The sequence below is a fragment of the Streptomyces sp. NPDC031049 genome, from assembly GCF_055571015.1.
In genome coordinates this window covers 383,436-396,511 of the sequence record NZ_JBVIGC010000001.1, presented here as the reverse complement: position 1 = coordinate 396,511, position 13,076 = coordinate 383,436, and the positions used below count along the sequence as shown (strand labels likewise).

At 70.8% G+C, this 13,076-nt stretch carries 9 protein-coding genes and 1 pseudogene; 5 read left to right on the top strand and 5 right to left on the bottom strand.

What is annotated here, in order from left to right; genetic code table 11:
• The first annotated feature begins 65 nt into the window (after positions 1–65).
• A complete protein-coding gene (locus ACZ45Q_RS01745; RefSeq protein ID WP_468253793.1) occupies positions 66–1,388 on the top strand; it encodes an Nramp family divalent metal transporter in 1,323 nt (440 codons plus the stop codon).
• Positions 1,389–1,407: 19 nt separating this feature from the next.
• Here ACZ45Q_RS01745 and ACZ45Q_RS01740 read toward each other — a convergent pair whose 3' ends face one another.
• The 4 genes from ACZ45Q_RS01740 to ACZ45Q_RS01725 all read right to left on the bottom strand — a co-directional run bounded on the left by ACZ45Q_RS01740 (position 1,408) and on the right by ACZ45Q_RS01725 (position 4,405).
• Positions 1,408–2,676, bottom strand: a complete 1,269-nt coding sequence (locus ACZ45Q_RS01740; protein ID WP_468253792.1) for a hypothetical protein — start codon at positions 2,674–2,676, stop codon at positions 1,408–1,410.
• Between the two features lie 77 nt (positions 2,677–2,753).
• Positions 2,754–3,263, bottom strand: coding sequence for a SigE family RNA polymerase sigma factor (locus tag ACZ45Q_RS01735; protein ID WP_468253791.1), 510 nt, complete (start codon positions 3,261–3,263; stop codon positions 2,754–2,756).
• A gap of 88 nt (positions 3,264–3,351) precedes the next feature.
• Entirely contained in the window at positions 3,352–3,543 is a 192-nt protein-coding gene (locus ACZ45Q_RS01730; protein WP_468253790.1) for a hypothetical protein, read from the bottom strand.
• Between the two features lie 10 nt (positions 3,544–3,553).
• Positions 3,554–4,405, bottom strand: a complete 852-nt coding sequence (locus tag ACZ45Q_RS01725) for a helix-turn-helix domain-containing protein (RefSeq protein WP_468253789.1) — start codon at positions 4,403–4,405, stop codon at positions 3,554–3,556.
• Between the two features lie 196 nt (positions 4,406–4,601).
• Here ACZ45Q_RS01725 and ACZ45Q_RS01720 point away from each other — a divergent pair.
• A pseudogene (locus tag ACZ45Q_RS01720) lies at positions 4,602–5,089 on the top strand (ATP-binding protein).
• Positions 5,090–5,148: 59 nt separating this feature from the next.
• Here ACZ45Q_RS01720 and ACZ45Q_RS01715 read toward each other — a convergent pair.
• On the bottom strand, positions 5,149–6,879 hold the full coding sequence (locus ACZ45Q_RS01715; RefSeq protein WP_468253788.1) for a chitinase: 1,731 nt from the start codon (positions 6,877–6,879) through the stop codon (positions 5,149–5,151).
• Between the two features lie 192 nt (positions 6,880–7,071).
• Here ACZ45Q_RS01715 and ACZ45Q_RS01710 point away from each other — a divergent pair, with 192 nt between their 5' ends.
• Genes ACZ45Q_RS01710 through ACZ45Q_RS01700 form a run of 3 tightly spaced genes read left to right on the top strand, consistent with a single transcriptional unit; the run spans position 7,072 to position 13,012 of the window.
• Complete coding sequence (locus ACZ45Q_RS01710) at positions 7,072–7,641, top strand: hypothetical protein (protein WP_468253787.1); 570 nt, start codon at positions 7,072–7,074, stop codon at positions 7,639–7,641.
• Positions 7,638–8,306 (top strand): hypothetical protein, encoded by a 669-nt coding sequence (locus ACZ45Q_RS01705; protein WP_468253786.1) that lies wholly within the window; start codon positions 7,638–7,640, stop codon positions 8,304–8,306. The genes ACZ45Q_RS01710 and ACZ45Q_RS01705 overlap by 4 nt, the downstream gene beginning before the upstream one ends.
• Entirely contained in the window at positions 8,306–13,012 is a 4,707-nt protein-coding gene (locus ACZ45Q_RS01700) for a putative T7SS-secreted protein (protein WP_468253785.1), read from the top strand. Before ACZ45Q_RS01705 ends, ACZ45Q_RS01700 begins: the two co-directional genes overlap by 1 nt.
• Positions 13,013–13,076 lie beyond the last annotated feature (64 nt).

Sequence of the window (13,076 nt, the reverse complement as noted above, 5' to 3'; positions counted from 1 at the left end):
AGCGGCGTGTGAAGATCCCGCACGCCCTCTTGTCCCGCCGTCCGGCATCGGCTTTCTTGACCTCCATGGCGGACACCACGGGCAACACCACAGACTCCGGCACCACCGGCGGCCCCGAGTCGGCACCGCGCAAGTCCAGTTGGCGCTACATCGGCCCCGGCATCGTCGTCGCCGCCACGGGCGTCGGCGCCGGGGACCTGGTGGCCACCCTCATCGCGGGCAGCAGCTTCGGCTACACCCTGCTCTGGGCGGCGGTCGTCGGCTGCGTCGTGAAGATCTCCCTCGCCGAGGCCGCCGGCCGCTGGCATCTGTCCACCGGCCGCACCCTGTTCGACGGCTGGGCCAGCCTCGGCCGCTGGACCACGTGGTTCTTCGCGGTCTACGTCGTCATCTGGGGCTTCACCTACGGCGCGGCGGCGATGTCCTCCAGCGCGCTGCCGCTCCAGGCCCTCTTCCCCGACGTGATGGACCTCCAGTGGTGGGGCGTGGCCTGCGGCGTGGTCGGCCTGGTCTTCGTCTGGTTCAACAAGTACGCCGTCTTCGAGAAGGTCATGACGGTCCTGGTCGGCGTCATGTTCGTCGTGACGGTCTACCTGGCGATCCGGGTCACCCCGAACCTGGGCGACGCCTTCGCCGGTCTGCTGCCGGTCCTGCCCGACGAGGAGGACTCCGTCCTCAACACCTTGGGCCTGATCGGCGGCGTCGGCGGCACGATCACGCTGGCCGCGTACGGCTACTGGGTCAACGCCAAGGGCTGGACCAACGCCGGCTGGATGAAGATCATGCGGCTGGACAACCGGGTCGCCTACCTCACCACCGGTGTCTTCGTCATCGCCATGCTGATCGTCGGCGCGGAGCTGCTGCACGCGGCGAACATCGCCCTCGCCGGGGGTGGCAAGGGCCTGGTGCAGCTCGGTGACATCCTGGCGGCCGAGTACGGGACGGCCACGTCCAAGTTCTTCCTGATCGGCTTCTTCGCCACGTCGTTCACCTCGCTCATCGGCGTCTGGCACGGCGTCAGCCTGATGTTCGCCGACTTCGTGGCCCGGCTGCGGGCGGGGACCGGGACGAAGGGCGAGGAGATCGCCTCCGGCCGCCGCGAGCGCTCCTGGCCCTTCCGCGCGTACCTGCTGTGGCTGACCTTCCCGCCCATCGTCCTGCTCTTCCAGGGCGAGCCGTTCCGCCTCGTCATCATCTACGGCGTCCTGGGCGCGGCCTTCATGCCGTTCCTCGCCCTGACCCTGATCTGGCTGCTCAACTCCTCCCGGACGCCCGGCGAATGGCGCAGCGGCTGGCTGAGCAACGGCATGCTCACGATCGCGGGCCTGCTGTTCCTGGTCCTCGGCGTGAAGGAGATCTGGGACCAGCCGTGGGGGAGCTTCTTCTAGGTCCCGGTCGCCGGCCGCCCTACCGCATCGCGTCCCACTCCGGGCTCAGCGCGATCCTCCGCAGCCCCTCCAGGGACAGCGCCGGCTCCGCGCGGGTCGGCTCGCCGTGCGCGGAGGCGTTGTTGAAGGCGCTGATGACGACGCGGAAGCCGTCGGTGCCGGGGCGCATGGTGTCGACCGTCCACAACAGGACCCCGGGAACCCGGTCGTCACCGCGTCCCTTCCGGGTGGCGACGCGGGTGCCGTCGGGCAGGGTCTCGCCGGAGCCGTAGAGCTGGTCGGCGACGTCGCCCATGCCGTGCTGGACGTTGACCTGGACCAGGCTCCTGCCCTTGCCGTCGTCGACGACGACATAGGCGTACTCGGTCTCCTGGCCGCCCTCGCCGACCACCTTCACGTGGTCCGGGAGCAGACCGGCGAGCGTCTCGCCGACCGAGGCGCCCGGCGCCCGCGGGGGAGTGCTGGTGCTCGCCGACGGCTTGGGCGGCTTCGGGATCGCGTCCACGACACCGCGCCACACCTGTGCGGTGACGACCTCCTTCAACTGCTCCGGGGAGAGCGGCGGCTGCGGCCGGCTGACGGCGGCGCCCTTCTCCGCCGGGGCGTTCCACTCGCTCAGGGAGACGTGCTGCCCCTCCGGCGTGACCAGCTCCGCGGCCCACCGCTTGGTGTCCACGCGGCGGTCCGGATACTCGTAGCCCCGGAGCAGCATCAGCACCGAGCCGTCCGCCAGCCGGCTGGTGGTGCAGCTGTCGTGCGGGACGAACACCTCGTCGGGGCACTGTGTCGTCTCCCGGGCCTGCCGGCTGCCCGGCTCGACGCGGCCCAGGCTCAGCCCGATGGCGGCGGCTCCGTCCCCGTCGTCGTGCACGAGCCGGGCCGACGGGCCCAGCTCGTGGTCGGTGCCGCGGGCCTCCTCCTGGCTGACCTCGCCCTTAGGGAGCAGGCCCGTCAGGGCGCGCAGGATCTCGTCCCCCGGGACGGGTGCCGGTCCGGGCGCCGGTGAGGCGGTCGCCGTCGGTGCCGCCGTCGCCGACGCGGCGACCGACGACTGCCGTGTGCCGGGGCCGTCGCCCGCGTCGACGAGCAGCGTCGCGCCGACACCCACCGCCGCGATACCGGCCGCGCCGCCCAGCACGGCGGCCCGGCGCAGCAGCCACAGCCGCCGGCCGCGAGTCCGGCCGGCGGTGACGAGTGCCTCCCGGTCGGTGGCGAAACCGTCGCCGGTCGCGCGCAGGGCGGCGGCGAGCCGGTCCTCGAAGGGGTCCTGGAGCTGGCTTTCGGGCATGGCGGGCCACCCTTTCCGCAAGGTGTGAGTGTGAGAGCCGTGGAGACCGGGGAGGTCGGGGTCTGGTGAGGTCCTGGTCAGGGTCTGGCGTACTCGGTGATGTCCTCGCCGAGCAGTTCGCGCAGCCGCCCGAGCGCCCGGACGCACCGGGTCCGTACCGCCGCCGAACTGACGTGCATGACGTCGGCGGTCTCCTGTATCGACCGGTCCTCCCAGTACCGCAGGACGACGACGGCCCGGTCCTTGGCCGGCAGCCGGGACAGCGCGTCCAGCAGTGTCAGCCGCAGCGGCGCGTCCCCGTCGCCGGCGCCTGGCAGGTCCGGGAGGCTGTCCGTCGCCCGTTCCCCGCTGCTGCGCCGCCGCTGGTGGGCGAGGAAGGCCCGGGTGAGGACGGTCTGCGCGTACGCCGCCGGGTTCCCGACCCGCGACACCCGGCCCCAGCGGACGTACAGCCGCCCGAGGGTCTCCTGCACCAGGTCCTCGGCGAGGTGGGTGTCACCGGCGGTGAGCAGACACGCGGACCGGTACAGGTGCCCGGCGCGCGCCGACGCGAACTCGGCGTACTCGTCGGCGCGGCTCTGTCTCATGCGGTGGCGTCCCCGTGGTGTCGTGGCCGGTGCGAAGTGTCTTCACTTCATCGATGCGGTGGACCCGGGGAAATGTTTCATACGAGGTTCACAGGAGGTGGTCGGCCTTCCCCGCCTTGATGTCGAGGATCATGCGGCGCAGCGCCTCCCGGCTGTCGCTGAGGTAGGAGTCCTCGGCGCCGGCTATGGCGATGTAGGCGTTGCCGTGGTCGTCGGTGCCGAGTCTGAAGCAGGCCGATCCCTCGGCACAGAACGGTTCTTCCCACGTGATGTCGGGCATGGCGACTCCTTCAGAGCTGTGTGGCGATGTCCTGGATGAAGGCCCGCGACTGCGCGGGCGACAGGGCGTGCTGCTCCATCCAGTCGAGCTGAGCCCGGTACTTGGACAACTGAGCCTCGTGGTGAAGGAATTCCGGCCCGTGGGAGCTGTCGATCTGCACGGTGTCGAGGCGTGGCACCGGCCCCTCCATGTAGACGACGGTATGCCCGGCACCCGGGAAGGAGCCCGCCTCGAAGGGAATGACATGCAGGGACACGTTCGGCCGTTCGGAAACGGTGAGCAGGTGCTCCAACTGCGCGCGTGCGACCTTCCGGCCTCCGAACTGCATGCGCAGCGCCGCCTCGTGGAGTATGCCCACGTACTCCGTGGGGTTGTCGCCTTCCAGCACGTGCTGCCGCTCCAGGCGGTGCGCCAACCGCAGGGCCATCTCGTGCTCGGGGAGCGGAGGCAGCGCCGCCTGGAACACGGCTCGTGCGTGTTCGGTGCATTGCAGAAGCCCCGGCATATGGATCAGGTGCACACTGCGCAGCCGTACGGCGTGGTGCTCGAGCTCGGCGATGTCCAGCAGTCCGGCTGGCAGGCTGCCCCGGTACTTCTCCCACCAGCCGCGCCCCGCGGGCCGGGCCATCTCGGCCAGGGCATCGATGTAGGCCTCGTCGTCACAGTCGCAGTTGCAGGCCAGCGTGCGAAGCCGATCGGGGCTGATGGCACGTGTGCCCGACTCGATGTTGGAGATCTTTCCTCGGTCCACGCCGAGCAGTCCGGCGGCGAACTCACCGGTCATGCCGGCGGCCGTCCGCATCCTCCGGACTTCTGTCCCCAGCCTCTTCTGACGCTCCGTCGGCGACGTTCTGGCGCCCATGCAGCCCCTCCTCGTGACACGGGACACTGTACGGGGTGCTTGAGTTGCTGATTCGTGGGGCAACCTAGCCACATGTGACGGTACATTCAGTGACGCACCAGCTACCTGACGGAGTCGGAAGTGCACCGCGTGAGCCTGCCCGCGCGGCGGGCCACCGGCCGTCATCTCCCTCCACTGCGCCGACGAAGGAGCCGCCATGCCCGCAACCCGCTGCCCCGCCGCCCCCGTCTTCCCGGCGGACCCCACCGCCCCCGTCCCCGAAACCCTCGCCTACAGCTTCACGCTGCCCCCGCGCTCGCCAGCCCGGCGCTCGCGCGGGCGGCGGCGAAGGAGGCGCTGAGGGTGCACGGACTGTCGGACATCCTCGACCCGGCGCTGCAAGCGGTGGGCGAACTGACGGCGGTGGCATGCCAGTTCACGGAGTCGGAGGACTTCTATCTCACCCTGCGCTACCGCTTCGCGGCCCTGCGGGTGATCGCGTACGACGGCCACCCGCGCCACACCAACACCCACCTGGCCACGGCATGCGACACGCGGCGCCGCGCGGCCCTGCGGGTGCTGGCCGCCGTCTGCCGAGCCTGCGACGGATCGTGGGGCTTCGGCGAGGCACGGGAGCCGGGCGGCGGCACCCGCATGTGGGCGACGCTGCCGAGGGCGGGCGCGGTGTCGTACGGCGCCCCTTGACGCGAGCCGCCCCCGGCCCGTGTGACGGTGGGCCGGGGGCGGCGGGGCCGGAGGGCCGGTTACGGCAGCGCGTCCACGTGGGGGCCGACCACGTTGGACCAGGCGTTGCCCGAGTGGGCGTCCCAGTTGGTGGACCAGGTCATCGCGCCCCGCAGGGACGGGTAGGTCTTCGACGGCTTGAAGGAGCCGCAACTGGTGCCCCTGGTCAGGCAGTCGAGGGCGGCGTTGACGACCGACGGCGACACGTACCCGCCGCCCGCGGCCCGGGTGGACGCCGGCAGGCCCAGGCCGACCTGGGACGGGTCGAGGCCGTTCTCCAGCTGGATGCAGGCCAGCGCGGTGAGGAAGTCGACGGTGCCCTGGGCGTACACCTTGCCGTCGCAGCCGAGCATGGTGCCGCTGTTGTAGTACTGCATGTTGACGACCGTGAGGATGTCCTTCACGTTCAGCGCGGTGCGGAAGTACCCGTTGGACGTCGACTGCATGTCGATGGTCTGCGGCGCCATGGTGAGGATCATGTCCGGCCCCGCCTTGGCCGAGAGCGCACGCAGGGCCTGCGTCATGTAGGTGGCGTTGATGCCGTTCTCCAGGTCGATGTCGACGCCGTCGAAGCCGTACTCCCGCATGAGCGCGTACACGGAGTCGGCGAACCGGGTGGCGGAGGCCGCGTCGTTGACGGTCACCGTGCCCTTCTCGCCGCCGACGGAGATGATGACCTTCTTCCCGGCGGCCTGCTTGGCCCGGATGTCGGCCTTGAACTGCTCGACGGTGTAGCCGCGCAGCCCCACCGTGTCCAGGTTGAAGGTCACGGCGCCCGGCGTCGGGGTGGCGTCGGCGAAGGCGACGGCGATGATGTCGTAGTGCGCGGGCACGTCGGAGATCTTCTGGACGGTGGCCCCGTTGTCGAAGTTCTGCCAGTAGCCGGTCACGGCGTGCTTGGGCAGGTCACCGCCGCCGCCACCGCCGGACTCCGCCGTGCGTGCCGTGACGGACGCCGACTTGGCGGACTCGCCGGCCGCGTTGGTCGCCGCGACCTGGAAGGAGTACGACGTGGCGGGGGAGAGCCCGGTCACGGTCGCGGAGGTGCCGGTGACCGCCGTCGCCTTCGTGCCGTCGCGGTAGACGGTGTAGCCGGTGGCTCCCGAGACGGCGTTCCAGGACAGGGAGACCGAGGAGGAGGTCGTCCCCGAGACGCTCAGCCCGGCCGGGGTGGCCGGCACGGTCGGCTCGGGCTCGCCGCCCCCGCCGCCTCCGTCCGGCCCGAACACGGACACGTCGTCGGCGTGGTAGGCGGCCTGCCCGTACCAGCCGTGGGTGTAGACGGTGACGGAGGTCGTGGACGAGCCGGTACGGAAGCTGGTTTTCAGCTGCTTCCAGCTGGTGCTGTCCGGCGTCCAGGTCGACACGTCCGTTGTGCCCGTCCCGGTCACGCCCAGGTATGCGTAACCGCCCTGCACCCATGCGCTGAGCTGGTACTGCGAGCCGGGCTGGACCTTGACCGTCTGGCTGCACCGGGCGTTGTCCTGCCCGCTGGGCGTGGCCTTCAGCGCGGCCGTGCCGCCGTGCACCGGGGAGGAGACGGCCGCCCCGCTGTTCGCGGAGCAGGTCCAGTTGCTCAGCCCGGCCTCGAACCCGGCGTTCTTCACGTTGTTGACGTCGGCGGCGGACGCCTGCCCGACGGCGGTGACCGAGAGGGCGAGCGCGGCGGCGACGGCTCCCGCCCATATGCGGGTCCGTCTGGTGAACCGTCTGCGTGCAGGGGCCGGTGCAGGGGCCGGTACGGGGTCCACTGGGGCCTCCGGTGGGGGAGAGGGGGAGGGGAGGAAGGGCGGTGGCCATCGCCGGATCTCCAAGTTGGTCCAGACCAATTGAGGTGTCAAGGGGTCGGGTCGGACCAACTCCCTCCGTGCACCGCTGCCTTGCGGCCGAGTCCCGACCGTCCGCGTTGCTTTCCGCAACACGGCGATGTGATGATCTCCGGCATGGCCGACCACGGGGGAAATGACGGGACGGACGCGGAGATAAGGCGGTCCCGGCTGGCGGAGTACGCGGAGACGACGCGGGTGCCGGAGGAGGCCGTACGCCGCCCTGGCGAGGTCGTGAGGTCCACCGAGGATGCCGCGTCTCCTTCCGGGACCGCGGGGCGGCCCCCTGAGGCCCTCGTGGCCCCCGTGGACACGACGGCCGCCCGCCGCGAGTTCGCCGCCCTCGTCGGCGAGTTCCGCCGCACCGCGGTCCTGGTGCCGCTCGGCGGCGACGACGAGGCGCCGCTGACCGGCGACCTCGGCGGCGTCCGCTGGATCTACGCCTTCACGGACGAGGCGGCCCTCGCCCGATTCGCGATCGCGAGGGGTCAACAGGACCGGGAGTGGACCTACCGACGGATCCTCGGAGCGCGGCTGCTCGACGTGGCCGTCCCCGCGGCGGGGGTGCCGTGCGGCGTGGCCGTGGACGTCGGCAGCGAGGACGGCGTGCTCCTGCCGCCGGTGGCGGGGGTCGTGCCGGAGACGGCGGCGGTGCACACGTACGACGACGGGGAGGGACCGCGATGACGACCGACGGCGGCCACGACCTCAAGGCCGAGGGCCTGGGCCTGATCACTCAGGGCATCACCCTCACCCTGGAGGAACTGCGCGAACTCGGCATGATCGGGGAGGCGGGGGCCGGACGCGGGTTCTCGGACATCGCCCTGTCCGGCCTGCAACTCGGACACGGAGGACTGACCTCCGAGTTCACCACCTTCTGCGAACGCTGGGAGTGGGGCGTGCGCGCACTGGTGACGGAGGGCAACCGGTTCGCGGAGGCGGTGGGCCTCGCGGCGGGCACACTGCACGAGACCGACCAGTACGTCGAGGGCATGATGAAGGTCGCCGTCAACTCCGTGGTCGGCAACCCGCACGCGACCGAGGACGAGATCACTGGCAAGAGCTGGACCCAGCTCGGCGCCGAGACCGCCGGCGCCTACCTCAACCCGGACTACAGCGAGGAGTCCTTCGAGCAGGCCTGGGCCAACAGCAAGCAGGGCTGGATGGACGCGGGCCGGGACCTGATGACCTCGGACATGATGACGTCCGAATCGAGCCTGATGAACCCGCAGCGGCACGGTCTCACCGACGAGCAGTACGAGGCCCTGCTCGACGAGGCCTTCGGACCGTCGCCCGAGGAACGCGCCCAGGCCGCCGCCGAGCAGCCCCGGCAGGACGGAAGCGCGGGCTGATGGGACTGGGCGACCTCGTCGACGACGGGCTCGGCAAGCTGGAGGACGGCTGGGAGGCCGGCAAGAAGCTCGTCGGCCAGGGCATCGACCACAGCACCGACCTGATCGGCGACGGCCTGAAGGAACTCGGCGCCGAGGGCTGGGCGGACAAGGTCGAGGACCTCGGCGACGCATGGGCCTCCGACCTGGGCGCCACCCCGGGCGAGCAGCAACTCGGCGACACCGACCAGGCCGACGAGCTGGTCCACGGCGACCCGGCGTCGATCCGGTCCAGCGCCAAGCACCTCAAGGACTTCCACAAGGCCTTCGACAAGGTCGGCGACGGGATGCGCAAGCTGGACTCCTCGTCGTGGAAGGGCAAGGCCGCGGACACCTTCCGCAAGAAGTTCGCCATGCACCCCACCAAGTGGATGCAGGCGGCGGACGCCTGCGACAAGGCCGCCAAGGCCCTGGAGTCCTACGCCGACACGGTCACGTGGGCGCAGGGCCAGGCCAAGGAAGCCGTCGAGCTGTACGCGAAGGGCCAGAAGGCGTCCAAGGAAGCGGTGGAGGCGTACAACAAGCGCGTCGACGCCTACAACGCCGCCGTGAAGGCCGGCGAGGACCCGGGCCCGCGTCCGGAGCCGTTCAAGGACCCGGGCGCGGCCGACGTCGAACGCGCCCGCGAGATCCTGGCCGAGGCGCGGCGCCAGCGCAACGACGCCGGACGCTCGGCCGCGGACTCGGTGCGCGCCGCCGTGAAGCACGCCCCCGCCGAGCCGCCGCCGCTGGAGCGGCTCACGGCCGACGTCCTCGACAACGGGGTGGCGGCCGCGACGGAACTCACCCACGTCGTCGGCGGCGTGGTCAAGGGCACCGCCGGGATGGTCTCCTTCGTACGCGGAGTCGTCCCGTTCGACCCGTACAACGTCACGCACCCGGCCGAGTACCTTCAGAACGTCAGCATGACGCTCTCCGGCCTGGCCTCCGCGGCCACCCATCCCGACCGGACACTGAAGTCGGCGTGGGAGGGCTTCAAGAAGGACCCCTCCGAAGCGGTCGGCCGCCTGATCCCCGAACTGCTGGGCACCACGGGACTCGGCCTGGCCCGCGGCGGCCTGCGGCTGGCGGCGCGGGAGGGGATGGAGCAGGCGGCGGAGACGGGGGGCCGGACGGCGCGCGGGGCGTCCCAGGCGGACCCGCCGGCCAACGCCCGCCAGGAGGGCGCCAAGGTCAGCACGGGCACGGACCCCGTCGACCTGGCCACCGGCAGGATGTATCTGCCGCAGACGGACGTGGAGCTGCCGGGCGCCCTGCCGCTGCTCGTCAAACGGCGCGTCGAGTCCGGCTACCACCTGGGCCGGTGGTTCGGCCCCTCCTGGGCCTCCACCTTCGACCAGCGACTGGAGATCGACTCCGAGGGCGTCGTCCTCGTCACCGAGGACGGCATGCTGCTGTCCTACCCGCACCCCGCCCCGGGCCTACCGACCCTCCCCGACCACGGCTCGCGCTGGCCGCTGGACCGCGAAGACGGCGGCTACACGGTCACCGACCCGCAGACCCGCCGCGCCTGGCACTTCGCCGACCGCGGAGAGCACCTGGCCGTCCTCCAGCAGATCGACGACCGCAACGGCAACTGGATCACGTTCGAGTACGCCGCCGACGGCACACCGCTGACCGTCTCGTCCAGCGGCGGCCACGAAATCCGCGTCACCACGGACGAGGGCCGGATCACGGCGCTCCACCTGGCCGCGACCGGCCAGGAACTCAAGCGCTACGGCTACACCGACGGCAACCTCACCGAGGTCGTCAACTCCTCCGGTCTGCCGCTCCGCTTCACGTACGACGACGCGTGCCGTGTGACGTCCTGGACGGACACGAACGGCCGCGGCTACCGCTACGAGTACGACGACCGCGACCGCTGCGTCGCCGAGGGCGGGCCCGAGGGCCACATGACCCTGCGCCTCGCCTACGGCGACCGGGACCCGGATACCGGCCTCCGCACCACCACGACCGTCACGGGCGACGGCCACACGCGGCGGTTCCTGATCAACGACGCCAGTCAGGTGGTGGCCGAGACCGATCCGCTGGGCGCGGTCACCCGCTACGTCCGCGACCGGTACAACCGTCTGCTGTCCCGGACCGACCCCCTGGGCCACACGACGTCCTTCGACTACGACGACGCCGGCAACCTGACCCGGGTGACCCGCCCGGACGGCCGCGAGACCAGAGCGGAATACAACGCCCTCGGCCTGCCGGTGAAGGTGGTCGGCACCGACGGCAGCGTCCGGCGCCAGACGTACGACGACCGCGGCAACCGCACATCGGTCACCGACCCGACCGGCAGGACCAGCCACTTCACGTACGACGAGGCGGGCCGCCCCACCTCCGTCACCGACCCGCTCGGCCACACGACCAGGGTCCGCTGCGACGCGGCCGGCCTCCCGGTGTCCGTCACCGACCCGCTCGGCGCGGTCACGACGTACGAACGCGACGCACTCGGCCGCCCGGTGACCGTGACGGACCCGACGGGCGCGGCGACCCGCCTCGAATGGTCGGTGGAGGGCCACCTGCTGCGCCGCACCGCCCCCGACGGCACGACTGAGTCCTGGACCTACGACGGCGAGGGCAACTGCACCAGCCACACCGACCCGCTGGGCGGCGTGACCCGCTTCGAGTACACGCACTTCGACCTGCTCACCGCTCGCACCGGCCCCGACGGCGTCCGCTACGAGTTCGAGCACGACACGGAACTGCGCCTGACGAAGGTCACCAACCCGCAGGGCCTGACGTGGACGTACGAGTACGACCCGGCCGGACACCTGATCGCGGAGACGGACTTCGACGACCGCACCCTCACCTACACCCACGACCCGGCGGGCCGCCTGACCTCCCGCACGGACGCGCTGGGCCAGGTGACCCGCTTCGAACACAACGACCTGGGCCAGGTCATCCGCAAGGACGCCGCCGGGCGCGTCACGACGTACGCCTACGACTTCACGGACGACCTCGCTCAGGCGACCGGCCCGGACGGCGCGACGCTGACCATCCTCCGCGACCGCCACGGCAGGCTCCGCGAAGAGACGGTCGACGGCCGCACGCTGACGTACACCTACGACACCCTGGGCCGCCGCACGGGCCGTACCACCCCCACCGGGGCGACGACGACATGGGCCTACGACGCGGCGGGCCGCAGAACGGACCTGGTGGCGTCGGGCCGCGCGATCGACACGACCTACGACGCGGCGGGTCGCGAACTGACCCGCCGCATCGGCGAGACGGTCACCCTGGACCACACCTTCGACGCCCTCGGCCGCTTGACGGAGCAGTCGGTCACGGGGACGGGTGGCCGCCGGGTCCAGCACCGCACGTACACCTACCGCGCCGACGGCAACCTCATCGGCATCGACGACGCCCTGACCGGCTCCCGCCGCTTCGACGTGGACGCGGTGGGCCGCGTGACGGCGGTCCACGCGGCGAACTGGACGGAGACGTACGCCTACGACGCGGCCGGCAACCAGACCCACGCCGCCTGGCCGTCCTCCCACCCCGGCACCGAGGCGACCGGCGACCGCGCCTACACGGGCACCCGCATCACCCGCGCGGGCCGCGTCCGCTACGAACACGACGCCCTGGGCCGCATCACCCTGCGCCAGAAGACCCGCCTGTCCCGCAGACCGGACACCTGGCGCTACGAATGGGACGCCGAGGACCGCCTGACCTCGGTGATCACCCCGGACGGCACCCGCTGGCGCTACACGTACGACCCCCTGGGCCGCCGCACGGCCAAACTCCGCCTGGCGGACGACGGCGAAACAGTCGTGGAGCGGATCGTCTTCACCTGGGACGGCACAACCCTCTCCGAACAGACGACGACCTCACCCGACCTCCCCCACCCGGTCACCCTCACCTGGGACCACGAGGGCCTGCGCCCGATCGCCCAGACGGAACGCATCCTGACCACCGAGTCCCCCCAGCACGAAATCGACTCCCGCTTCTTCGCCATAGTCACCGACCTGATCGGCACCCCCACCGAACTGCTCGACGAACAGGGCGACATCGCCTGGCACACCCGCAGCACCCTGTGGGGCACGACAGCGTGGGCGGCCACCAGCACGACATACACACCGCTGCGTTTCCCGGGCCAGTACTACGACCCGGAGACGGGGCTGCATTACAACTACTTCCGTCACTATGATCCCGAAGTTGCCCGCTACCTAACACCTGACCCCCTCGGACTCAGGCCCGCACCCAACCCCACGACTTACGTCTGCAACCCATACATCTGTGCTGACTCTCTGGGACTTGCTCCGGGCGAGTGTGAGAACGGCGGAAGTTGGGATCCAGAAGAGGAACCGTACCTTTATCGAGGTGTGGGTTACGCGGACGAGCGTAGCCCAGCACAGTGGCTCAAGATGTACGAAGATGCACAACGCGGCGTAGCGGAGCCGCTCGGCGGTCACTCTGATCCACAACTGCATGTCGGCGGACGGACTGACAGTATCTTCACATCGTGGACCACCTATTATGAGGACATGGCGCTAGAGGAAAGCTATAGAGGGAACGGTCCCGGGGTTGTTCTTCGAATACCCAACGGTGATGGCGTAGGCTATTCAAGAGTTCCGGGAATCTCATTTCCATACGATGAAGGTGAGGTCCTCATTCGGGGGACTGTGAGAGGTGCGGAAGTGAGCATAAACGGAGGGCCATGGATAAGAGCCGATTGATTACGCTGGTGGCCGACGCCGTGGAGGTTGGCATCTGCGGCAAGGGTGCGCTCGAGCGCCTGGC